Annotated in this window: 20 protein-coding genes and 1 pseudogene; 5 read left to right on the top strand and 16 right to left on the bottom strand. The window is 31.0% G+C overall.

Annotated elements, in window-relative coordinates:
• Positions 1–166: 166 nt before the first annotated feature.
• Genes nrdA through yfaE form a run of 3 tightly spaced genes read left to right on the top strand, consistent with a single transcriptional unit; the run spans position 167 to position 3,905 of the window.
• A complete protein-coding gene (gene nrdA / locus ICMP_RS00315) occupies positions 167–2,455 on the top strand; it encodes a class 1a ribonucleoside-diphosphate reductase subunit alpha (protein ID WP_041068666.1) in 2,289 nt (762 codons plus the stop codon).
• A gap of 53 nt (positions 2,456–2,508) precedes the next feature.
• Positions 2,509–3,642 carry a class Ia ribonucleoside-diphosphate reductase subunit beta gene (nrdB, locus tag ICMP_RS00310; protein WP_041068664.1) on the top strand — a complete coding sequence of 378 codons (1,134 nt, stop codon included), beginning with the start codon at positions 2,509–2,511 and terminating at the stop codon, positions 3,640–3,642.
• A gap of 2 nt (positions 3,643–3,644) precedes the next feature.
• Positions 3,645–3,905, top strand: a complete 261-nt coding sequence (gene yfaE / locus ICMP_RS00305; protein ID WP_041068661.1) for a class I ribonucleotide reductase maintenance protein YfaE — start codon at positions 3,645–3,647, stop codon at positions 3,903–3,905.
• Positions 3,906–4,074: 169 nt separating this feature from the next.
• Here the strand turns inward: yfaE and ICMP_RS00300 are convergent, their stop codons facing one another.
• The 14 genes and pseudogenes from ICMP_RS00300 to ndhC form a co-directional block, all read right to left on the bottom strand.
• The gene (locus ICMP_RS00300; RefSeq protein ID WP_407078879.1) at positions 4,075–4,353 is read right to left on the bottom strand and encodes a glycine zipper domain-containing protein; all 279 of its coding nucleotides are present in this window, start codon (positions 4,351–4,353) and stop codon (positions 4,075–4,077) included.
• Positions 4,354–4,489: 136 nt separating this feature from the next.
• Complete coding sequence (gene nuoN, locus ICMP_RS00295; protein WP_041068658.1) at positions 4,490–5,959, bottom strand: NADH-quinone oxidoreductase subunit NuoN; 1,470 nt, start codon at positions 5,957–5,959, stop codon at positions 4,490–4,492.
• Positions 5,960–5,976: 17 nt separating this feature from the next.
• A complete protein-coding gene (nuoM, locus tag ICMP_RS00290) occupies positions 5,977–7,500 on the bottom strand; it encodes an NADH-quinone oxidoreductase subunit M (protein ID WP_041068655.1) in 1,524 nt (507 codons plus the stop codon).
• A gap of 85 nt (positions 7,501–7,585) precedes the next feature.
• Positions 7,586–9,439: an NADH-quinone oxidoreductase subunit L gene (gene nuoL, locus ICMP_RS00285; protein ID WP_041068652.1), complete on the bottom strand. Its 1,854-nt coding sequence runs from the start codon at positions 9,437–9,439 to the stop codon at positions 7,586–7,588.
• Positions 9,436–9,738: an NADH-quinone oxidoreductase subunit NuoK gene (nuoK, locus tag ICMP_RS00280; RefSeq protein ID WP_041068650.1), complete on the bottom strand. Its 303-nt coding sequence runs from the start codon at positions 9,736–9,738 to the stop codon at positions 9,436–9,438. The genes nuoL and nuoK overlap by 4 nt, the downstream gene beginning before the upstream one ends.
• 40 nt (positions 9,739–9,778) lie before the next feature.
• A complete protein-coding gene (nuoJ, locus tag ICMP_RS00275; RefSeq protein ID WP_041069979.1) occupies positions 9,779–10,279 on the bottom strand; it encodes an NADH-quinone oxidoreductase subunit J in 501 nt (166 codons plus the stop codon).
• An 11-nt stretch (positions 10,280–10,290) separates the two neighbouring features.
• Positions 10,291–10,833 (bottom strand): NADH-quinone oxidoreductase subunit NuoI, encoded by a 543-nt coding sequence (nuoI, locus tag ICMP_RS00270; RefSeq protein ID WP_041068647.1) that lies wholly within the window; start codon positions 10,831–10,833, stop codon positions 10,291–10,293.
• 9 nt (positions 10,834–10,842) lie between these two features.
• Entirely contained in the window at positions 10,843–11,808 is a 966-nt protein-coding gene (gene nuoH, locus ICMP_RS00265) for an NADH-quinone oxidoreductase subunit NuoH (RefSeq protein WP_041068644.1), read from the bottom strand.
• Entirely contained in the window at positions 11,796–14,516 is a 2,721-nt protein-coding gene (gene nuoG, locus ICMP_RS00260; RefSeq protein WP_041068642.1) for an NADH-quinone oxidoreductase subunit NuoG, read from the bottom strand. The genes nuoH and nuoG overlap by 13 nt, the downstream gene beginning before the upstream one ends.
• Before the next feature lie 179 nt (positions 14,517–14,695).
• A pseudogene (nuoF, locus tag ICMP_RS00255) lies at positions 14,696–15,973 on the bottom strand (NADH-quinone oxidoreductase subunit NuoF); the annotation flags it as partial.
• On the bottom strand, positions 15,970–16,485 hold the full coding sequence (nuoE, locus tag ICMP_RS00250; protein WP_041068639.1) for an NADH-quinone oxidoreductase subunit NuoE: 516 nt from the start codon (positions 16,483–16,485) through the stop codon (positions 15,970–15,972). The gene nuoE and the pseudogene nuoF, both read right to left, overlap by 4 nt.
• Positions 16,486–16,487: 2 nt before the next feature.
• A complete protein-coding gene (gene nuoC / locus ICMP_RS00245) occupies positions 16,488–18,293 on the bottom strand; it encodes an NADH-quinone oxidoreductase subunit C/D (protein ID WP_041068636.1) in 1,806 nt (601 codons plus the stop codon).
• Between the two features lie 79 nt (positions 18,294–18,372).
• Complete coding sequence (locus tag ICMP_RS00240) at positions 18,373–19,050, bottom strand: NuoB/complex I 20 kDa subunit family protein (protein WP_041068633.1); 678 nt, start codon at positions 19,048–19,050, stop codon at positions 18,373–18,375.
• Complete coding sequence (gene ndhC / locus ICMP_RS00235) at positions 19,047–19,463, bottom strand: NADH-quinone oxidoreductase subunit A (protein ID WP_052456791.1); 417 nt, start codon at positions 19,461–19,463, stop codon at positions 19,047–19,049. The genes ICMP_RS00240 and ndhC overlap by 4 nt, the downstream gene beginning before the upstream one ends.
• A gap of 568 nt (positions 19,464–20,031) precedes the next feature.
• Between ndhC and ICMP_RS00230 the strand changes: the two genes are divergently transcribed.
• Complete coding sequence (locus ICMP_RS00230) at positions 20,032–21,231, top strand: acetate kinase (protein WP_041068630.1); 1,200 nt, start codon at positions 20,032–20,034, stop codon at positions 21,229–21,231.
• Between the two features lie 13 nt (positions 21,232–21,244).
• Positions 21,245–23,407: a phosphate acetyltransferase gene (gene pta, locus ICMP_RS00225; protein ID WP_041068627.1), complete on the top strand. Its 2,163-nt coding sequence runs from the start codon at positions 21,245–21,247 to the stop codon at positions 23,405–23,407.
• Here pta and ICMP_RS00220 read toward each other — a convergent pair.
• Entirely contained in the window at positions 23,391–23,954 is a 564-nt protein-coding gene (locus ICMP_RS00220; protein ID WP_041068624.1) for a UbiX family flavin prenyltransferase, read from the bottom strand. The two genes, pta and ICMP_RS00220, sit on opposite strands and share 17 nt — an antisense overlap.
• A 134-nt stretch (positions 23,955–24,088) precedes the next feature.
• Complete coding sequence (locus ICMP_RS00215) at positions 24,089–24,556, bottom strand: CvpA family protein (protein WP_041068621.1); 468 nt, start codon at positions 24,554–24,556, stop codon at positions 24,089–24,091.
• Between the last annotated feature and the right edge of the window lie 98 nt (positions 24,557–24,654).

Raw genomic sequence — 24,654 nt, 5'->3', positions numbered from 1 at the left:
ATTTTTGAATAAAAATAAATATTTTATTTGTAATATTTATAATACTATGATTTATTATGGTAATATAAAAACTATACATAGTATTCATTTACAATTGATATTATGTATATAATATGGGAGCTGTATTAAATGTTAATATTTAAATTACATGAGGTAAAGAAGATACATGTGTCATTGTCTATTAGTTACTAAAAAAAATGGTCGTCAAGAAGACTTTGATATAGAGAAAATTCACCGAGTAGTAGCGAGGGCAGCTAAGGGATTGAATAAAGTATCTATTTCTCAAGTAATATCCCGCGCCAAAATTCAATTTTATAATGGCATGAAAACATGTGATCTTCATAAGACTCTTATTAAAACCGCTGCAGAGTTAATTTGTTGCTCCATGCCATATTATCAATATGTAGCAGCACGTTTAGCGATGTTTGATTTACGCAAAAAAGCCTATGGACAATTTGAACCTCCTAAACTTTACGAACATGTATCGCGCATAGTTCAAATAGGTAAATACGATAATCATTTATTAGTAGATTATACGAAAGAAGAATTTGAATATATGGATACTTTTATAGATCACAGCAAGGATATGAATTTTGCTTATACTGCAGTAAAACAACTAGAAAGTAAGTATTTACTACAAAATAGAGTCACAGGAGAAATTTATGAAAGTCCTCAATTCCTCTATGTTTTAGTAGCATCTTGCTTATTTGCCAATTATCCTCGTAATACACGTATGGATTATGTTAGACGTTTTTATGATGCGATTTCTTCTTTTAAAATTTCCTTACCAACACCTATAATGTCTGGTGTTCGTACACCTACACGTCAATTTAGTTCTTGTGTGTTAATAGAATGTGCTGATAGTCTCAACTCTATCAATGCTACTTCTAGTGCTATTGTGAAATACGTATCTCAACGGGCTGGTATTGGGATTAATGCCGGACGAATTAGAGCATTAGGAAGTTCTATTAGAAATGGAGAAGCCTTTCATACAGGTTGTATTCCTTTTTATAAACATTTTCAAACTGCGGTAAAATCTTGTTCTCAAGGTGGAGTACGTGGTGGTGCTGCTACTATTTTTTATCCCATATGGCATCTCGAGGTAGAAAGTTTGATAGTTTTAAAAAATAATCGTGGTGTAGAAGATAATCGTGTACGCCACATGGATTATGGCGTGCAACTCAATAGGTTAATGTACCAACGTTTAATAGAAGGAAAAAGCATCACTTTATTTAGCCCTTCAGATGTTCCCAAATTGTATGAATCGTTTTTTAGCGATCAAAAAGAATTCGAACATTTATATATTAAATATGAAAAAGATGAAAATATTCGTAAGAAGGAAATTAAAGCAATTGATCTATTTTCTTTACTGATGCAAGAACGTACATCAACAGGAAGAATATATATTCAAAATGTAGATCATTGTAACACTCATAGTTCATTTGATGTTAAATTGGCACCAATACGTCAATCTAATCTTTGTTTAGAGATTACATTACCAACAAAACCACTTGAAGATATAAATGATACAAACGGTGAAATAGCACTTTGCATATTATCAGCTTTTAATTTAGGTGTAATTAAAAGTCTCGATGATTTAGAAGAACTAGCCGAACTTACTGTTCGTGCACTAGATGCATTACTTGATTATCAATATTATCCAGTAAAAGCAGCTGAAATTAGTGCAATAGGTCGTCGCACATTGGGTGTTGGTGTTATAAATTTTGCTTATTACTTAGCAAAAAATAATGTACGTTATACTGATGGTAGCGCTAATAGATTGACACATAAAACTTTTGAAGCGATCCAATATTATTTATTAAAAGCTTCAAATATACTAGCAATGGAACAAGGTAGTTGTTCTTTGTTTAATCAAACTAAATACTATAAAGGTATTTTGCCTATTGATACTTACAAAAAAGATGTAGATACAATTTGCGATGAACCACTACATTTAGATTGGGAAAAATTACGTCAAGACATAAAAACTCATGGGTTACGTAATTCTACTCTTTCTGCTGTGATGCCATCAGAAACATCGTCTCAAATTGCTAATGCAACTAATGGTATTGAACCTCCACGTGGTCATATAACTGTAAAAGGATCTAAAGATGGTCTATCAAGACAGGTAGTACCTGAATATGAAGATTTCAAAGAGAAATATGAATTACTTTGGGAATTTCCTTCCAATGAAGGCTATTTACACTTAGCAGCTATAATACAAAAGTTCACAGATCAATCAATTTCTTCAAATACAAACTATGATCCAATAAAATTTGCAAATGGGAAACTTTCTCTGAAACATTTATTAAAGGATCTTCTAACAGCTTATAAGTTTGGACTAAAAACGCTGTACTATCAAAACACACGAGATTCAGCAGAAGATAAACAAGAAGATATAGATAACGATACATGCTCGCAAAACAACTGCGACAGTGGTGCTTGTAAAATATAACTAATATAACTAATATAACTAATATAACTAATATAACTAATTAAGGATGGTTTATGGTATATACAACATTTTCACAAAATAAAAATAATCAATTAAAAGAACCAATGTTTTTTGGTCAATCTGTCAATGTAGCACGTTTCGATCAACAAAAATATCAGGTTTTTGAAATGTTAATAGAAAGACAATTATCTTTTTTTTGGCGTCCTGAAGAAGTCGATATTTCTCAAGATCGTATCGATTATCAATCATTGCCACAACATCAAAAACATATCTTTCTAAGTAATATAAAATATCAAACTCTTTTGGACTCTATTCAAGGACGTAGTCCCAATGTAGCTTTATTACCTCTGGTTTCCATACCAGAATTAGAAACGTGGATAGAAACATGGTCTTTCTCAGAAACAATACATTCACGTTCTTATACTTATATTATACGTAATATCATAAACAATCCAGGTGTAGTTTTTGAGGATATAGTTACTAATACTCAAATATTAAAACGAGCTAAAGATATATCTGCGTATTATGATAAGCTTATTCATTTAACTAACTATTGGCATTTATTAGGGTGTGGTATTCATCATATAAATGGTAAAAAAATTGTTGTTGATTTACTTGATCTGAAAAAACAGCTTTATTTATGTTTAATGAGCGTTAATGCCTTAGAAGCTGTTCGTTTTTATGTGAGCTTTGCTTGTTCATTTGCTTTTGCTGAGCGAGGAATAATGGAAGGTAATGCTAAAATTATACGACTTATTGCTCGTGATGAAGCTTTACATTTAACTGGGACTCAACACATGTTACATTTGATGTGTAATCATAAGGAAGATCCAGAAATGGAAACAATTGCTAAAAAATGTAGGCAAGAATGTTTTGATCTTTTTAAAAAAGCAGCTCTTCAAGAAAAAGAATGGGCGGAATATCTTTTTTCTGAAGGTGCCATGATTGGATTGAATAAAGAGATACTTTGTCAATATATTGAATATATTACTAATATGCGCATGCGCGCCGTAGGTTTAGACATGGCCTTTCCTAGCTCAAATAAAAATCCTATTCCATGGATTAACGATTGGTTATCATCTGATAATGTACAGGTAGCACCACAGGAAACAGAAATTAGTTCATATTTAGTGGGACAAATTGAGTCTGAAATAACCCAAGATGATTTCGATACATTTGAAATTTAAATATGAAAAAAAACATAATTACTATAGCTAATAGCGGATATGTATTAGAATACAATAAGAAACATTCTAATTTGTTAAGTGTATTAGAATCACATAATTTCTTGATAACATATAATTGTTTAGAGGGTTATTGTGGTTGTTGTAAAATACGGTTACTGAAAGGTGAAGTACATTACACGAAAATTCCTATTGCTTATGTAGAACCAGGAGAAATTTTGCCTTGTTGCTGTTGTGTAATAGGCGATATTGAAATTGCATTATGAAGAATGATTCTGATTCTATATTATTTAGAGAAATAAAAATATTTATATACATAATTATATAAATAGCATAATGTTTACAACAAATACCCCCAATTAAAATTGCTTTACTAAATTTATGAATGTAAAGAAGTTTGGGGGTATTTGTTTGTAAATATAAATTAAATATCATTTATCTAGGAGAGATTATCAAGCCTATAAGTAATCCTAATGTCATACCTGCACCTATTCCTTGCCAAGGATTTTCATGTACATAATTGTTAGCTCGATCTGCTGCATTTTTGGTATGAAAGTAATACTTGTCTGATATATTACTAATATGAGATTTTACATTATCGAATATTAATTCTGCCTTGTTTTTTAATTCTATATATTTTTTATCAGTGGGATCAGATGATGATTTCAATACTTCTTCTAATGTATGATGCATTAAAAAATCTTTGTTGTTCATACATGTTTCAACTGAATCATTATTTTGTATCGATTCGCTTGATGTAATCATTATTTATTATCTCCGTATAAAACAAAAATTAAAGAATTACTATTAGTTTATATTACTAAATACTTGGATTTATTTAGTACATATATTATTTTGGTATAGTTATGCTTAGCAATTTAAGTATATAATCTGGATAAACACCAAATAGCATGACCAATGTAGCACATATAAGCACAACTAAACCAGGAAAAGTATAAAGAGAATTAACATCTAGATTCATATTATTTTCTGGGGGACTAAGATAAAGAATAATAATAACACGTAAATAATAATATAAACTAATAGAACTACCTATAACTATAGAAATAGTTAAGCTCCATAAATGCTCATTTATACTTGCTATGAGAGTATACAATTTACCTATAAAACCTACGGTCAGGGGAATACCAGCTAAAGATAATAACATAATCGTCATTAAAGCGGCTAAAATAGGGTTATACCAAAATAAACCTCGATACATATACAAATAATCATTGTCATAACCACGATAAGGACTAGACATAATGTTTATTATACCAAATAAACCAAGATTACTAAGGATATAACCAACCATATATACACCAGCAGCTTCTATTGATAATTTATTGTTTAAAATAATCAAAGCGAGTAAAATATAGCCTAAATGTGCAATAGAAGAGTATCCTAATAGACGTTTTATATTGTTTTGTGAAAGAGCCATTACATTCCCAAATATCATAGAAAATATTGCTAGAGACACCAATATAATAAATATGCTATTTTTAGGATTGATATCGATAGGAATATATGCAAACAGATGAATCATTAAGCAAAATAAAGCAATTTTACTAGCTGTAGATAGAAATGCTGATACAGGGACCGGTGCTCCTTGATAAATATCAGGAGTCCATAAATGAAATGGTACTAGTGACAGTTTAAATCCTAATACAGTAATGATCATACCTAAACCGGCAAGAAATAATGGTTCTTTAAGTATGTTATGGTTATGTATATATTGTCCTATTTCCATAAAACTTAAATTTCCACAATCAGCATATATTAAAGCAATACCAAATAATAAAAATGTTGAAGTTGCTGCTGATAATATCATATATTTTATAGCAGCTTCTAAAGAATATCTTTTGTTAGTAGCATAATCTATAAGACCCATCATCGGAACTGATAATAATTCTATACCTATAAAAAATGAAGCAAAATGATTTGCACTTACAAGAATTATACTCCCTAGCGTAGATATTAATATTAACAAATAAAATTCTTCTCTATTATTATCTGTAACAGAGATCAACCAGGAATATGCAAAAATACAACTAGCTAAACTACATAATAATATTATAGCAGCATAAAATATAAAATAACCATCTATTCTTAATAGTATAGTGACATCTACAGAAGATACTTTCTGATAATAGAAGACAATACCAAGTGATAATAGAGTTATATTAAGACCTATTATTGTTAGAACAGCACTAATAAAATGATCTCGATGCCATGCAATAAATAGCATTACAACTAATATAGTTAATCCTATTATTGATAACGGTAATAAAGCTATTAATTGTTGCTGATTGATTGCCATAACAACTGATAGTCCTTCTAAAAGATTAAGCGATTATAAATATTCTCTATTGCAGTATAGGAAGTATTTATAATGCATTGGGGATAAAATCCTACAAACAATACCAGTAAAACTAATACTGTTACCATTATAAATTCTCTTTTTGACATGTCTTTTAGTCTATGGCTTGATCTTGATACTCTACCGATTCCATAGTAAGTCAGTTGCATCATTATTAGAGAATAAAGTGAAGCAAATACTATGCCAAATATAGCTGTTATGGTAATTATAGGAAAATTATGAAAACTTCCTATTAAAATCATAAATTCTCCAATAAAGTTACCTGTCCCTGGTATACCTAATGTAGCTACAGCAAAGAACAGTGTTAATCCTGGTAACCATTTAATACGGTGCCATAATCCACCCATTTCTTTCATATCAAAAGTATGCACACGTTCATAAATTTGACCACATATAATAAAAAGTGCCGCTGCAGATAAACCATGGGCTATCATTTGTATGATAGCTCCTTGATAAGCAAGAGCACTACTACTGTATATAGCAATAAGAACAAAACCCATGTGTGAAATAGAACTATATGCTATTAAACGCTTGATATTATTTTGAGAAGAATATGCCATCCAAGCACCGTAAAATATACCTGTGATCCCAAGCCACATGGCGACAGGAGCAAAAGCAGCAGATGCATGAGGAAATAGAGTTAGTATGAAACGCAACATTCCATAAGCAGCTGTCTTTAAAAGAAGGCCAGCAAGATCTACTGAACCAGACGTAGGTGCTTGACTATGAGCATCTGGTAACCAACCATGCAATGGTATTACTGGCAATTTTACGGCAAATGCAATAAAAAATCCTAACATTAATAAGTATTCTATTTGATAGGAAACATGTGTATCCAATAGAATTTCATAATTGAAACTCCATATACCAGTATTATTATAATGAATGCATACTAATGCTATAATAGCTGCAAGCATAAATAAACCAGAAGCTTGAGTATAGATAAAGAACTTAGTAGCTGCGATAATTCTTGTTTTTCCATTATCTGATTTATATCCCCATAATGAAATTAAAAAATACATCGGTACTAGCATTAATTCCCAAAAAACAAAAAATAGGAACATATCTATAGATAAGAATACACCTATAACAGCTCCTACAATCCACATTAGATTAAGGTGAAACAATCCGGAATATTTTTTTTCTTGCCAAGAACATACCACTGCCATTAAACCTAATATAGCCGTCATGATTACCATCAGCAATGATATTCCATCGATAGCTAAATCAATATCAATACCAAGACTTTTCATCCATGGCATGATGAATTCAGATTGCCACCATTGCGAAATTATTAACGATGGATGATGCGGCGAAACTACATAATAGTTCCCTTCGTACCATAGATATAAAGACAAAGTTAATGTTAATCCCATAGTAATGAAGGCAAGCCAACGTGATATTTTAATGACAAAATATTCTGCTAACCAGCAGAGTAGACCACCGCTAAAAGGAGTTATAATTAACCAAGGTAATAGCATGGTGTTTTTTCCTTTTATGTACTTAAAATTAAGGTACATATAGATTCAATATTTTACTACTATATACTCTTTTTATTAATACAAATTACTTAAATAATAATAGAGTGGCGAGGACCATGATTGCTCCTAATCCTATTGAAGCCATATACCAACGCAAAAGGCCATTAGAGCTTATGGATAAAGTTTTATTAGATAATTGACAAATTACTATTAGTATATTCATTATTTTACTTATAGGATCATCTTTTATAAATTTAACCATACTGAAATAAGGTTCTACGAACACTTTGTTATAAATATAATCAAATCCCCAACCTTTCAACAAGTAAGAATTGACATTCTTACCTAGTTTCGTCTTATTTATATAGTTAACTACTAATTTATCATTTCCTAACCATAAAATGGCTGCTATAAAGATTCCAAATATTGTTATGATGCCAGATATTACTTCAACAATAAATCTATTTTTTTCTATGGGATTGTCTGGTGGTAGTACGTTAGTTAAAGGTGGCGTAATGAATGTGCCCAGAAAGGTAGACAGTAATAAAAGTATAATTAAAGGTATACTGTGAGTAATACCTGTTCCTATTGGTATTCTTGGTATTTTTTGTTGTTTGCCATGAAAAACGGTAAATATCATGCGAAATGTATATAAGGTAGTAATAAAACTACCAATTAAACATATTGCAGTGAATAAAAAGTGACCACTACTTAAAGCGCATAATATAATTTGATCTTTACTATAGAAGCCTCCCGTAATAATGGGAAATCCACATAAACTACCTCCACCAATTAAAAAACACGCATAAACTAAAGGAAGATCCTTACGTAAACCTCCCATTTCACTCATATCTTGCTTGTGATTATATGATAATATTAGTGAACCTGCTGCTAAAAATAATAGCGCCTTAAAAAAGGCATGCATGATCAAATGAAAAACAGCTGCATTCCATGCCTGTATCCCCAATGATACAAACATATAACCAATTTGACTAATAGTAGAATATGCTAGTATAAGTTTAACATCAGTTTGTACTAAAGCAGCGAAACTTGCTATCAATATACTAATTGCTCCTATTATTCCTACTACATATAAAACACCAGAAGTCATCACAAATAGAGCGTGGGTACGAGCAATTAAGTAAACTCCTGCTGTTATCATGGTTGCTGCATGAATTAAAGCAGAAACTGGCGTTGGACCAACCATTGCATCAGGCAACCATGTTTGTAAAGGTAATTGGGCAGATTTACCGATTGCACCCAATAGTAACATGGAAGTCACCAATGTCAACAGGTAGCTATCTTTAATAAAATGTATATGAGCCTGAGTAATTATTTCATTAAAATTTAAAGTACCTAATTTATCATAAATTATGAACATCCCTACAGCTAAGAAAACATCACCTATCCGAGTCATGGTGAAAGCCTTAATTGCTGCTCTGCAATTAAAGTAACGTTTATAGTAAAATACTATTAACAAATAGGAACAAATACCTACTGCTTCCCAACCGACATACATTAATAATAAATTATCGGCCAAGATCAATAGCACCATACTAGCAATAAACAAATTATTGTAGGCAAAAAATCTCGAATAACCTATTTCTCCATCTGCATACATATACCAAGAAGAGAAAATCTGAATAAGCAAACCCACACCAGTAACGATCCAAAGCATCGTTAAAGAAAAACCATCTAGTAATAAACTTACTTTAATATTAAAACTACCTAAGTTTATCCAAGTCCAAAGTCTTTGAACAAAAATTTGTTGTCCTTGCTGAAAAAAAATAATACTTATTACAATAGTTACTAGTGTTGATAAAGCAATAGATGTTATGCCTATAATGGCAGATATTTTGTCTGATAATCTGCCCAAAGATAACGATAATATAATAAAACTAATTAATGGAAAAACTATAATCAAATATAGAAAATTCATCCCTGCATCTCACTTGCAGTATCAATATTTATAGTTTGATAATGCCTATAGATTTGGATAAGAAAAGCTAAACCTATACCAGTTTCTACAGCTGCTAAGCTAATAGATAATATGTACATGATTTGTCCATCAACTTGTTTCCAATAACTACCTGCTAATATTAACGCTAAATTAGCCGCATTGATCATAATTTCTATACTAATAAGCATGAATAAAATATTACGACGTACTATTAAAGACAAAAAACCACATGCAAACAGTACTGCAGCAACGATCAATCCATGTTGTAAAGGAATCATTTTTTCATCCTTTTTATTTTGGTATATGTAAAAAATGTCATTATTTACCTATTTTATGCTGTTGTCCAATATGAAAAGCTACTATAAGACCTGCCAACATTAATATTGAGGTTAATTCAACAGCAATAATGTACTTACCAAATAAACTAATACCCACTGTTTTTATATCTATAATTTCAGATTTAATAATTTGTTTAGTACTATGTATTATGGCATAAATGATCACTAACATCAAAAAAAACGCAATAATGCTCGGTCCAACCCATACAATTGGCCTTAACCACTCTTTTTCTTGGTTAGTAGAAATTTTTCCTAGATTTAACATCATAACTACAAATACAAAAATTACCATAATAGCACCAGCATATATAATTATCTCTAATGCTCCTGCAAAATAAGCACCTAAAGAAAAAAATATGCCAGCAAGAGCCAATAAGGAAATAATTAAATATAATAGAGCATGTATAGGATTACTATTCATAATAATAAAAAGAGTTGTTATAATTGCCAGTGTACTACAAACATAAAATACACATACCATTACTAACTCCTCTAAGGTAATAAACTTTTAACATCAACAGGTTGCACTTCATTTTCTGCATCACCTTTAGCCTTGTCTTTAATTGATTTTCCTGATACCCTATAGAAATTATATTTTGAATTTTTACCAGTACCAGAAATTAATAAGTCTTCTTTTTCGTATACTAAATCTTGACGACGGAATTCTCCCAATTCGAAATCTGGAGTTAGCTGAATTGCATTAGTTGGACAAGCTTCCTCACAAATACCACAAAAAATACATCTAGATAAGTTAATACGGAAAAATTTGGCATACCATCGTCCATCTGGTGTTTCTGTTTTTTGTAAAGAAATACAGCTTACTGGACATGCTACTGCACAAAGATTACAGGCTACACATCGTTCTTCTCCATCAGGATCACGTGTTAGAATTATTCTACCACGATAACGTGGAGGTAAATATGCAGGATTTTCTGGATACATTTGTGTTTCACGTTTAGCAAATGCATGCATAGCAACTATATAGATACTACGTATCGTAGTGATAAATCCTATTAAAATTTTTTTTAGTTTCATAATTATCTACTATGAGTTATATAGAATGATTGCTGCCGTTATTACTAAATTTAACAGAGTTAATGGTAAGCAGAATGTCCAGCCAAATTGCATTACTTGATCATATCGTGGACGCGGTAAAGAAGCGCGAATTAAAATAAACATTATTATACAAAATGCTATTTTAATAGCAAACCAAATAAAAGGATATAATATTGGTCCATGCCAAGCACCTAAAAATAGGGTTACTATTAATGCGGAAATTGTAGTAATTGAAATATATTCTCCTAAGAAAAAGAGACTAAATTTCATCCCAGAATATTCAATATGATAACCATCAGCTAATTCTTGTTCTGATTCTGGTTGATCAAATGGATGACGATGACATACAGCTAATCCAGCTATAAAAAAGGTTAAAAAACCAAAAAATTGTGGTATAATATACCATATATGCTTTTGAGAGTTTACTATGTCTTGTATATTATAGGATCCTGATAGGACTACTACTCCCATAACAGATAAACCTAAAAAAACTTCGTAACTTAAAGTTTGAGCAGACGCTCGTACAGCTCCTAATAATGAATACTTATTATTACTTGACCAACCTGCAAATAACACAGCATAAACGGATAAACCTGCCATCATTAAGAAAAAAAGTATTCCTATATTTAAATTTATTACTATCCAATTAGGAGATATGGGGATAATAGCGAATACTAGTAGCAATGATAAAAAAGCAATAACTGGCGCCAAATTAAAAATAAATCTATCGGAAAAACGTGGATTCCAATCTTCTTTAAATAGCATTTTAATCATATCTGCTATTATTTGCAAACACCCTCCCCAACCAACGCGATTGGGACCATAACGGTTCTGAAATAAAGCAAGTAATCTGCGCTCAACTACACTCATTAGAGCACTACAAACAATTACTGATAATACAATTATAATTGCTTTAACAATGCTGCTGGTAACTTCTGATGTTAACCAGTGCATTGAGTTACCTCCTGTAATTTATCAATATAAGCTCCTAAAAGGAAACATGGGATTCCTGGCATTCCCAGAGGAAGTCCTATTTGTCCTTTATTCAAATTACTAGAAAGTGATAAAGGGAACTGAAATTTCTGTCCAACATAACTGAATTCTATTATTTTTTCAGTATCTATTCCTATTTTGGCTGCATCATAAGGATTCATTACTAATTTCGGAACGGACATTCTTTTCTGAAATACAGGTGATTTCTGTGACATTTCTTCACTACCAAATAACTTATAATAAGGTACAATACGCCACCTTGAACCTAACTTAAATGCCGCAGGAATTTGATTAAACCACTTTATCTGTTGGTTACTAGCTTCAAATAAGCGTATACCAGGGTCTCCGTAAAGTAATGTACCACCTACTTCGTTTTGAAATTTATTCCAAGCTTGAGGAGAGTTCCATCCCGGGAACCAAGCAAATGGAATTTGTGAATGAGGTGCAATAGGTTGATTATTTCCCTCCATAGAGAAAATAAACATAGTATCATTATCTATTGGTTGTCGTGGTTCATGTACGCTTATATTTGAGATTACAGCGGTGCGTCCACTAGAACGATGTGTCAAACGAGCTATTTTTTGACCACCAAAACGAAAATTCGCATCTGGAGCAGCTGTTTTTATAGCTTTTAACTTAGGCAAAGATATTGCTATTGCATCAATTACATGGTCTAACTTGGTCCAAGTTATATGTGAATTTTTTATCATACTGTTTAATGCATGTAACCAACGCCAGCTTTCTAGCATAACTACTTTTTTATCATAGTAATTCGGATTATAAACTTGAAAAAAACGTTGAATACGTCCTTCATGATTAATAGCACTACCGTCACTTTCGGCAAAACTAGCAGCAGAAAAAATTAATCCAGCTTTTTGTAAAGTTGCTGTTTGCTGATGGTCAATTACAATAACATTGTTAGTTTTAGAAAGAACCTTGTCAACTTGTAGTTTTGGGGCATGCCTATATAGATCGTTTTCTAATATTATTACAGTATCAGCGTCACCTTGTATTAGCTGATCCAAAGCTTTGTCAAGGGATTTACCACCTATGAGCGATAGTCCCATACTATTCACTTGAGATAATAAAAAAGTAATGCCAACATTTTTATTATGTATTTTCAATGCTTTTACTATATTTGCAGCGGCTCCAATTAAAGCTAAACTGCCAGAATTAGTTCCTGAAATAATAAGCGGTTTTTTAGCTATCATTAAGGCTTGTACAATTATATCTATTTTTTTTTGCAAAAAATCATCTATATCATTAATATTAGGAGATTTTTTATTTAATTTATGAGCAATAGCAAATCCTAAACGGGCTTGATCTTCTATTGGAGCATAATAACTCCATTCCGCAATATCATCCAATTGAGTTTTATCTACATTAGTAGTAAACAATAAATTTTTAGAATTTTGTCTCATATTTTTAATAGCTATATCATGCCAAATGGGTAACTGCTTATTAAGTATGTTATTATTTATGGCTTGACGTACAGCTAGGGCAACGCGGGCACCAACTTGTGTGATATCTTCACCTAACACTAATATAGTATCGTAAGTTTCTATTTCGCGCAAAGATGGTGTATATATTCCGCCTTCACTTAAAATATGCAAAACTAAATTTAAACATATCTGCTCTTTATGTGGAATTCCAGTAGAAAAATTCTCTAACCCCACTAATTCACGTAAAGCAAAATTACTTTCGATACTCGCACGTGATGATCCTATGCCGATTACTTTTTTACTATGACGTATTATATCTGCTGCAGCATTAATAGCTTGATCAACATGTAATTTTACCAATTTGCTATTTCGTAACTGCATAGGATAACGAGGACGTTCTTGAAGATTAACATAACCATAACCAAATCGACCAAGATCACAAAGAAAATAATGGTTTACACTACCATTATAACGATTCTCTATGCGACATATTTTGCCATATCTTTCTCCGGGACTAATATTACAACCTATACTGCAGTGTTGACATATACTAGGTGCAAATTGCAGATCCCACTTACGTGTATAATGTTCCGAATAAGTTTTATCAGTAAAGACACCAGTTGGACAAATTTCTACTAAGTTACCAGAGAATTCATTTTCTAATGTACCTTCTTTATAGCGTCCAAAATAAATATTATCGTGACATCCATAAACTCCCAGGTCTGTTCCACCACAATAATTTTTATAGTATCTAACACAACGATAACAAGTAATACAGCGATTCATCTCATGAGAAATGAAAGGACCCAAATTTTGATTATTATGAGTACGTTTAGTAAAACGATACTTACGTGTATAATGACCATTCATTATGGTCATATCTTGTAAATGACAATTGCCACCTTCTTCACAGACTGGACAATCATGAGGATGATTTATCATTAATAATTCAATGATGCTTTTGCGAAATTCTTTTGCTTCTTCATCATTAATAGAAATAAAAGTACCATTACAAGCACTACTCATACATGATACAATTAATTGTCCTTTAGTATCAGTAGCATCCTTGTATTGTTTAACGACACATTGTCTACAAGCTCCTATACTTCCTAAAGCTGGATGCCAGCAAAAATAGGGTATATCCAACCCCAAAGAAAGACATGCTTGCAGCAAATTATTTGTTTCTTTAACTTCGTATTCTTTATTGTCTATATGAATAGTAGCCATATTGAATATTTTTCCATAGAACTTTCTAATATACTTAGTTTTATTTTCCCATTAAGCTCACACATACTAAACTTAGTACAAACTGCTATTATTAGCATATAGCATAATATTAAAATTTCTAGACATTAGATTATGCCTAAGCCTAAATACAAGTATTCTCCATCAATATGCTATATTATGATACCAGCATCAAACTCCTCACGAAAATACTTAAGAGCACTTTGTAGTGGCTCCATGGCGCCTGGAGCATGTGCACAAAAAGTTTTTCCTGGCCCCAGTTGATAACAAATTTTTTGTAGTAATTCAACATCTCCTAGTCGCCCTTGTTTTTTTTCTAATGACTCTAATATTTTTACTGTCCATGGGAGTCCTTCACGACATGGAGTACACCATCCACAAGATTCCCTAGCGAAAAATATTTCTAAATTTAGGACAACGGATACCATATTAATTTTATTATCTACAGCTAATGCAATAGCTGTTCCCAGACGACTTCCAGCTTGTTTTATATTAGAAAAGTCCATTGGTAAATCTAGATGTTTTTCAATTAAAAAATCTGTACTTGCTCCCCCAGGTTGCCACGCCTTAATTTGTAATCCATCTTTCATACCTCCGGCATAATCTTCTAAAATTTCTCTGGCAGTAATACCAAATGGTAATTCCCATAAACCAGGATTTTTAACCCTACCGGAAAATCCCATCATTTTTGTACCAGTATCATCACTTTTTGACAGACCCTTATACCATTCTACACCATTTGTTAAGATAGCAGGTAAATTAGAAATTGTTTCTACATTATTTACACAAGTTGGTTTTCCCCAAGCTCCGATAAAAGCTGGAAAAGGAGGTTTAAATCGAGGATTAGCGCGACCACCTTCTAGAGAATTTATAAGAGCAGTTTCTTCTCCACATATATATCGTCCCGCACCAGTATGAATAAATAATTCAAAATTAAATCCCGTACCAAAAATATTTTTTCCTAAAAAACCTTTTTGAGTTGCTTCATTAATGGCTTTAGTGAGATTTTTAAATGATGCAATATATTCTCCACGAAGAAATATATACCCACGGTGAGATTTCAATGCAAATGCAGCTATCAACATTCCTTCTAACAACTGATGTGGAAGTTCTTCCATTAAAAGACGATCTTTATAAGTTCCTGGTTCCATTTCATCTGCATTACAAATTAGATAACGCATTTTTATTGAATCATCTTTTGGCATGAGACTCCATTTCAAACCTGTAGAAAAACCAGCGCCTCCACGTCCCTTTAAACCGGAATCTTTAACTACATTCACTACTTCCTCAGGTGTCATCTCTTTTAAAGCTTTTTCCGCTCCAAAATAACCGTTTTTTTTACGATATTCATCGAACCAAACAGGTTCCTTATCATAGCGTAAACGCCATGTTAAAGGATGTGTTTCAGCTGTACGTACCATATTTTTAAGTGAGATCATTTATACTGTTCCAGTATAGTAATAATCATATCTGGTCTTAAATAGATATGAGTATCTTCATTTATCATCATAGTGGGACCTTTGTCACAATTTCCCAAACAACAGGTAGGTAGTAGAGTAAATCTTTCATCTGCTGTTGTTTGTCCAGTTTTTATCTGCAATTCTTTTTCTAGAGTAGCTTGAATTTTTTTATATCCATTTATATAGCATACGATGCTATCGCAGTATCTAATAATATTTTTTCCCACTGGTTTTCTAAAAATTAGATTATAGAATGTAGCTATTTCTTCTATATCTCGACCAGGTATTTCTAAAACTTCTGCTATTTTATCAATAGCATCATCTGATACCCATCCATGTTTTTTTTGAACAATTTTTAATGCTTCTATAGATGCAGCACGGCTATCTTCATAATGATTTTTTTCGCGTTGTATAGCAGCATACTCTTCTGAACTAAGAATAAAAACTTTTTGTAACGTGATATTAGAAAGATCATTTTTGTTGTTTGACATAATTAGCGATCCACGTCTGACATAACAAAATCTATACTGCCTAAGTATACTATTAAATCTGATACTAGACTCCCTCGAATTACAGAGGGAATTTGTTGTAAATGTGCAAAACTAGGTGTACGTACTCTAGTACGATAACTCATAGTATTACCATCACTAATTAAATAGTAACTATTAATTCCCTTAGTAGCTTCAATCATTTGAAATGATTCATTTGCTGGTATTATTGGTCCCCAAGACATATGTAAAAAGTGTGGAATAAGTGTATCTATATGCTTTAACATTCTTTCTTTCGTTGGTGGTGTTGTTAGTGGATGATCAGCTTTGAATGGACCTGCAGGCATATTCTTTAAACATTGATCTAAAATATTTAAAGATTGCCAGATTTCTTCCATTTTTAATATCACGCGGGTATACGCATCGCTAACACCATTACCTACTGGTATCTCAAAATTAAAATATTCATAACCTGAATAAGGACGCCATTTACGTATATCAAAATCAACACCAGTTGCACGTAATCCTGCACCTGTGGTACCCCAAGATAATGCTTCTGTTAAATTATAACTAGCTACTCCTTTAGAACGCGCTATTAAAATGCTGTTACGTAGAGCTACTTTATCATATTCTTGTAATCTTTTAGGCATCCATTTAAGGAAATTCTGTAATAATATATCCCATCCTCTAGGTAAATCATGTGCTACACCTCCAATACGAAACCAAGCTGGATGCATTCTAAAGCCAGTAATTGCTTCTACGACATCATAAACTTTTTGACGATCTGTAAAAGCTAAAAATACCGGAGTCATTGCACCAACATCTTGAATAAATGTAGAAATATAAAGTAAATGACTATTAATGCGAAACAATTCAGAAAGCATTATACGAATAACTTTAACTCTATCTGGTACAATAATACCAGCTAATTTCTCTACAGCTAGTATATAAGGCATTTCATTAACACAACCTCCCAGATATTCTATACGGTCTGTATAAGGAATATAACTATGCCAAGATTGACGTTCTGCCATTTTCTCAGCACCACGATGGTGGTATCCAATATCTGGAACACAATCTATAATTTCTTCACCTTCTAGTTGCAAAATAATACGAAAAGCTCCATGTGCAGAAGGATGGTTAGGACCCAAGTTAAGAAACATAAAATCGTGATTACGTGCATGAGATTGCATGCCCCAATTTTCCGGTTTAAAAGTCAATTCTTCCATTTCAGCATCTTCTTTTTGCTGGCTTAAAAAAAATGGATCAAATTCCGTAGCACGCGCTGGATAATCTTTACGTAGCGGATGACCTTGCCAAGTTAATGGCATTATAAGACGGGTAAGATGCTTATGACCATCAAAAACAATACCAAACATTTCCCAAGTTTCGCGTTCATACCAATTAGAGTTAGGATAAATTTCGGTTAATGTAGGAACATGTAAATCTTTTTCTAAAAGTCCTACCTTAATCATAATATCTTTATTACGTTCAATAGATAATAGATGATAAAAAACTGAGAAATCTGCCTGGGGTAATCCCTCTCGATTACTACGTAAACGTTCATCTATACCATGTAAATCATAAAGCATAACATAAGGTTTTTTTAAGTTACGTAGAAATTGTATAACTTCTAATATTTTTTTTCGTTTTACCCAAATTATTGGAAATCCAGTACGACTGGCTTGAATACTGAAAATATCTACATCAAAATAACTGAATAATTCTTCAATTACAGGATCTTCTGCATGATTCTGAGTTTGAAATGTTGTATTTGTATTAGTAACTTTTTGCACAATTAAAATTGCCATTTATCAAAGTAATGTTTTTTATATAATGAATATTAACATTACATATATTTGAATGATAGATTTCATAATCAGTATTAGATTAAATCTGATCAGGATCACGTAAATTAGTCATAGCACTACGTGTGGTTTTCTTTCTATTACGTTCTGCTTCCAGATTGGCACGATAAATACCTTGATCACCAATAATCCATGATAATGGACGTCTTTCTTCAGCTATAGATTTTTGTAGTAACATTAATGCTTGTATATAAGCTTCTGGACGAGGAGGGCATCCAGGTATGTATATATCTACTGGCAGAAATTTATCTACTCCTTGTACTACGGAATAAATATCATACATTCCTCCTGAATTAGCACATGATCCCATAGAAATAACCCATTTTGGTTCTAACATTTGATCATATAATCGCTGTATGACCGGAGCCATTTTAATAAAAGGAGTTCCCGCAATTACCATAAAATCAGCTTGACGTGGTGATGCTCTTAATACTTCAGAACCAAAACGAGCTACATCATGTACAGCAGTAAAAGCCGTTGTCATTTCCACATAACAGCAGGAAAGTCCAAAATTATAGGGCCAAAGAGAGTTTTTACGCCCCCAATTTACTATGTTATGTAAAACTTTTTTTAGTTTACCTAAAAAAATATTATTCTTGATATATGGTTCTAATGGATCATTTACTTTTTTTTTTCTTTGCAACGGATAGTGATCTTTCTTAGTAATATGTTTCTTTATATGTGTAAGGGTATACTTCATTGATCTATCCTTATTAAACTTTTATTTTTTTTAGCAGACCAATTGAAAGCTCCAATTTTTACTAAATAAAATAAACTAATTATAATTACTAATATAAAAATTAATGCTTCTATGAAGCCATACCAGCCACATTCACGTACAGAAGTTGCCCATGCATATAAAAAAAGTGCTTCAGCATCAAAAATTACAAAAACCATCGCAATTAAATAAAATTTTACAGAGAAACGTATATGTGTAGTACCTACAGAATTTATACCAGATTCAAATGGTAGTTGTTTATATCTTGAATAAGATTGTCCACCTAATAACAGGCCACTTATTAACATAAGTGAACATATTGTTATAGCAATAGCAATAAATACTATAAATGGCCATAAGCCTGGACTAATATTAATTATATTATATATAAACATTGATATTTGCTCATGATTAAATATTAATTTTTATGACATTATATATTATATATCCATATGATAATTATTTAAGCAATAAAAAACCAGTTAATTAATATTATCTCTTAAATTATTAAGAATAATTTTTTGAAGTAAAAATTGATTGAAAAATATATAACATACTCATGTACTATAAGTATGTATTCATTTTATAAACCTAATTCCTTAGATAATAAACTCTAAATTAATCTAGCAGATATTAAAATCTCAATATTTTAAATTATTCATATAAATTAAATATATCAAAGATGATACATAAATAAATATTTACCTGTAGTTTATCACATGGTTAGTAGTAATATACCTCAAAGATAAATATTATCCTTATTTCTAATCTCTTAGAGAAGAATATATTGTGCTATACAATATATTTATTTATAAAAATAAATTTCATATATACGCAATAATATTTATGTATGCCTTTTTACTATACTATTAAGTATAATTATTAAATAACTTACATTTAATTGATTTTTAATCATATTATGATGTATTATATACTTTTTTGAAGCAAAAAAAGGTATTTCTTATGTCAGATAAATTAGTACTCGTTCTAAATAGCGGTAGTTCTTCATTAAAATTTGCTATCGTTAATCCCATCAATGGCGATAAACCTCTATTTGGATCAGCAGAAAATTTTTTTTTATCAAATGCATGTCTACAATGGAATTTTAATCAAAATACACATAAAGATAAATTAAAATTAGGAATTAGTCATCAAGAATTACTTGATATTATTATTAATAATATTATTAAAAAAACTAATTTATTGCAAGACATTACAGCAATTGGACATAGAATTGTACATGGTGGCAGTCAATTAACTCACTCTGTTTTAATTAATGAAGATGTTGTTCAAAAAATAAAAAATGCTTCTATTTTTGCACCACTACATAATCCAGCCCATCTGATAGCTATTAATTATGTAATTCAATATTTACCTGATTTTGCTAATAAAAATGTAGCTGTATTTGATACATCTTTTCATCAAACTATGCCTGAATCTTCTTTTTTATATGCTATTCCATATAAACTATATAAACAAAATGGAATACGTCGGTACGGAGCACATGGTATTAGCCATTATTATGTTTCTAGAGAAGCTGCCAGAATATTAGGAAAATCTCTTCATGATCTAAATGCTATTACATGCCATTTAGGTAACGGTTGTTCAATTACTGCTATTCGTAATGGTGTATGTGTAGACACTTCTATGGGATTAACTCCATTAGAAGGGTTAGTCATGGGAACACGTAGTGGTGATATAGATCCCGCTATAGTTTTTTTTCTTTATGAACAATTAGGTATGAGTATAACTAAAATTAATAAATTACTTACTAAATATTCAGGTTTATTAGGTATTACAGAAATCACTAGCGATTGCAAATATTTAGAAAAACATTATACTTGTAAAAAAGAAGTAAAACGGGGATTGGATATATTTTGCCACCGTTTGGCAAAATATATTGCTTCTTATAGTGCTTTAATGGAAGAAAGGTTAGACGCTATGGTGTTTACAGGTGGAATTGGAGAAAATGCCTCTTTAATTCGGGAATTGTCTGTAAACAAATTATCACTATTAAATTTTCAAATTGATTCTAATCGTAATAGAGAAATTCGTTTTGGCAAAAGTGGGTATATAAATATTAAAGGTACTCGTCCAATTTTAGTTATACCAACTAATGAAGAATTAGTAATAGCTCAAGATACAGCACGTCTAACAAACTAATCAAGAGGTTTTTATGCCACGTAATATTATGCTAGTTCCTACTAATCTTAATGTAGGATTAACTAGTGTTATCCTAGGAATTATTAGAGCAATGGAAAAAAAAGGTATAAAACCTAGTTTATTTCAACCTATTGCTCAACAAATAAATTCAATGGATAATATTCCAGATAATGCGATAAATATACTTAGTAAAATTTCTGATATTCGTATGGCTAAACCTGTAGTTATGTCACATGTAGAGTACTTGTTAGCTAATAATAAACAAGATCTATTAATGGAAGAAATAATTAATACTTATTACCGTAATTATAGTAAAACATCTGTACTTATAATAGAAGGATTAACTTCAACACGTCAATATCATTTTTTTAATATTCTTAATTATGAAATTGCAAAAGCATTAAAGGCTGAAATTATTTTTGTAACATCATTTGATACTTATTCAATCAAATCTTTCAAAGAACGCTTAGAGTTAATCTTAAATAGTTTTGGTGGTAAAAGTAATAAAAGTATTATTGGAGCAATAATTAATAAAGTTAATGCTCCCTTAGATAAATTAGGAGAAACACAAAATTATTTATCAGCAAATTTTAGTAACAATCACAAAATACATATTAATGATATTGATATAAAAAACACTTTTAAAAATTCTTTTTTTCCAATATTAGGTATTATTCCTTGGAATTTCGATTTAATTGCCACACGTGTTGTTGATATATGTCATTATCTCAATGCACGTATTATTAATAGAGGAGAAATTAAAACACGTCGTGTAAAATCTGTTATTTTATGTGCTCATAGTTTACCATGTATTTTACGGCACTTTAAAGATGGTGCTTTATTGGTAACTTCAGCAGATCGCATAGAAGTTTTACTGGCCGCTTGTTTAGTCGCTATGAATGATACTAAAATTGGAGCAATTTTATTAACTGGAGGTTATGAAATTAATCAACATATTTTTAAGTTATGCGATAGAGCGTTACAAACGGGATTACCCATATTTATGGTTAATACTAACATCTGGCAAACTGCTATTAATCTACAAAATTTTAATCTAGAAGTTCCGGCTGATGATTTTCAAAGAATTGAAAAAGTAAAAGAGCATATTTCCGATTATATAAGTGCTACATGGATAGAATCACTTAATTCTTCACCTAAAGATGTGAGTAATTGTTGTCCTCCTCTATTTCTTTATCAATTAACTCAGTTAGCTTATCAAGCAAAAAAGCGTATTGTTCTACCAGAAGGTAATGAACCTAGAATTATCGAAGCAGCCTCTATATGTGCTAATCGTAATATTGCTGAGTGTATTTTGATAGGTAATTCGACTAATATAAAACATACTGCAGATCAAAAAGGCATCACTATCGGAAGAAATATTGAAATTATTGATCCTAATTCAATTAGAAAAAATTATATCTCTAGATTAGTACAGCTACGTAAAAATAAAAATATGACTGAGCTACAAGCACAGGAGCAACTTAAAGACAATGTAGTTTTAGGAACTATGATGTTAGAACAAGATGAAGTAGATGGTCTAGTATCTGGAGTTATACACAGTACAGCTAATACTATTCGTCCTTCACTACAATTGATAAAAACAGCGCCTAATAGTACTTTAGTTTCATCTATATTTTTTATGCTTCTACCAGATCAAGTATTGGTATATGGTGACTGTGCAATTAATCCAGATCCAAATCCTGAACAATTAGCAGAAATTGCTATTCAATCCGCTGATTCAGCAAAATTTTTTGGAATTGATCCACGTGTAGCCATGATTTCTTACTCTACCGGAAATTCTGGAACAGGTAGTGATGTAGATAAGGTACGTGAAGCAACTTTTATAGCTAAAAGAAGACGTCCCGATTTAATAATTGATGGTCCTCTACAATATGATGCTGCGATTGTAGAAGAGGTCGCAAAATCAAAAGCTCCTCATTCTAATGTAGCTGGACGTGCTACCGTTATTATTTTCCCAGATTTAAATACCGGAAACACTACGTACAAAGCAGTGCAACGTTCCGCAAAACTTATATGTATAGGACCTATGTTACAAGGTATGCGTAAGCCGGTTAATGATTTGTCGAGAGGTGCATTAGTTGATGATATAGTTTATACTATTGCTTTAACTGCTATTCAATCTAAACAATTAGAACATGCTATACCCAGCGATTAAATAAGTCTTTTGGAAGATTGAAATTGAATTGGTCATGTACGCGATTGATAGTTTGATCAATTATTGCTTGAATAGTTTTAGGTCGATGATAAAAAGCAGGTACTATAGGCATAATGACTGCTCCTAACTCAGCCGCTAGAGTCATCATACGTAAATGACCAATATGTAGAGGTGTTTCACGAATACAAAGAACCAGCTTACGTTTTTCTTTTAATATTACATCTGCCGCACGTGTTAATAATGAATCACTGTAACTATGAACAATGCCAGAAAGTGTTTTCATAGAACAAGGTATAATTACCATTCCTTCTGTTTTAAAAGAGCCAGAAGAAATACTCGCAGCAATATCATTAACATTATATGTTACATTTGCAAAATTTTGTAAATCAACAATATTGTAATCACTTTCAAGTGATAAAGTTTTATATGCAGCTTCACTAATTACCAAATGTGTTTCTATTTCATTTATGTTTTGAAGAATTTGTAACATACGTATACCATAAATCACACCACTTGCTCCTGATATACCGATAATTAATTTTTTCATATATGACCTTATATGGGGTAATAAATATTATCTTTAAACTTAAGAGAATGATGTTATTTTGAAGAGCAATTATATTTAATGATTATAAGGCATTTGCCTATCATACCTGTAACATAAATAGATTATTTTATGAATTAACTGTTTAATATATTCAAAAAAAATAATTTCATAAGATGATTAAATAAAGGAATAAATATCGATTTTTGCCAAAGAACATTTTTTGAAAATGAAGTAAATATTTCTAATAATAAAATTAGAATTGTTGCCATGATTATACCGCGTACTATTCCAAATACTCCACCTAAGATTCTATCAATAGTGGATTGTACAATTTTTGGTCTTAATAAATAAATAATATATTTTAATATATTACCCAATATTATAACACCGATAAAGATAGATACGATAGCTAGAAGTCTACGAATTATTTTATCTTGAATAAATGTCAACCAATTTGATAAGTAACCATAGCATTTGCTAGAAAAGAAAAAAGCACAAAACCATGTAATAATATTTAGTGATTCTTGAACAAAACCACGTATTATACTAATAATACTAGAAATAAATATAATGAGAATAATGGCATAATCGATATATGTCATATATACTCCATATATAAAATTAATAATTTTTAGTTGTTATTTTAGGCTAAGTATTAAATATAATCAAAAGTAAATCGCACAATCTCTCGTTGTTATAT

The organism is Candidatus Ishikawaella capsulata Mpkobe (genome assembly GCF_000828515.1).
Taxonomy (GTDB): Bacteria; Pseudomonadota; Gammaproteobacteria; order Enterobacterales; family Enterobacteriaceae; genus Ishikawella; species Ishikawella capsulata.
Note: the sequence above shows the minus strand (reverse complement) of the source record. Positions and strands in the feature narration are given on the sequence as shown.

Coding starts and splice junctions, on each gene's coding strand:
- nrdA (WP_041068666.1), top strand. CDS start 167: ATGTGTCATTGTCTATTAGTTACTAAAAAAAATGGTCGTCAAGAAGAC.
- nrdB (WP_041068664.1), top strand. CDS start 2,509: ATGGTATATACAACATTTTCACAAAATAAAAATAATCAATTAAAAGAA.
- yfaE (WP_041068661.1), top strand. CDS start 3,645: ATGAAAAAAAACATAATTACTATAGCTAATAGCGGATATGTATTAGAA.
- ICMP_RS00300 (WP_407078879.1), bottom strand. CDS start 4,353: ATGAACAACAAAGATTTTTTAATGCATCATACATTAGAAGAAGTATTG.
- nuoN (WP_041068658.1), bottom strand. CDS start 5,959: ATGGCAATCAATCAGCAACAATTAATAGCTTTATTACCGTTATCAATA.
- nuoM (WP_041068655.1), bottom strand. CDS start 7,500: ATGCTATTACCTTGGTTAATTATAACTCCTTTTAGCGGTGGTCTACTC.
- nuoL (WP_041068652.1), bottom strand. CDS start 9,439: ATGAATTTTCTATATTTGATTATAGTTTTTCCATTAATTAGTTTTATT.
- nuoK (WP_041068650.1), bottom strand. CDS start 9,738: ATGATTCCTTTACAACATGGATTGATCGTTGCTGCAGTACTGTTTGCA.
- nuoJ (WP_041069979.1), bottom strand. CDS start 10,279: ATGGTATGTGTATTTTATGTTTGTAGTACACTGGCAATTATAACAACT.
- nuoI (WP_041068647.1), bottom strand. CDS start 10,833: ATGAAACTAAAAAAAATTTTAATAGGATTTATCACTACGATACGTAGT.
- nuoH (WP_041068644.1), bottom strand. CDS start 11,808: ATGCACTGGTTAACATCAGAAGTTACCAGCAGCATTGTTAAAGCAATT.
- nuoG (WP_041068642.1), bottom strand. CDS start 14,516: ATGGCTACTATTCATATAGACAATAAAGAATACGAAGTTAAAGAAACA.
- nuoE (WP_041068639.1), bottom strand. CDS start 16,485: ATGTCAAACAACAAAAATGATCTTTCTAATATCACGTTACAAAAAGTT.
- nuoC (WP_041068636.1), bottom strand. CDS start 18,293: ATGGCAATTTTAATTGTGCAAAAAGTTACTAATACAAATACAACATTT.
- ICMP_RS00240 (WP_041068633.1), bottom strand. CDS start 19,050: ATGAAGTATACCCTTACACATATAAAGAAACATATTACTAAGAAAGAT.
- ndhC (WP_052456791.1), bottom strand. CDS start 19,463: ATGTTTATATATAATATAATTAATATTAGTCCAGGCTTATGGCCATTT.
- ICMP_RS00230 (WP_041068630.1), top strand. CDS start 20,032: ATGTCAGATAAATTAGTACTCGTTCTAAATAGCGGTAGTTCTTCATTA.
- pta (WP_041068627.1), top strand. CDS start 21,245: ATGCCACGTAATATTATGCTAGTTCCTACTAATCTTAATGTAGGATTA.
- ICMP_RS00220 (WP_041068624.1), bottom strand. CDS start 23,954: ATGAAAAAATTAATTATCGGTATATCAGGAGCAAGTGGTGTGATTTAT.
- ICMP_RS00215 (WP_041068621.1), bottom strand. CDS start 24,556: ATGACATATATCGATTATGCCATTATTCTCATTATATTTATTTCTAGT.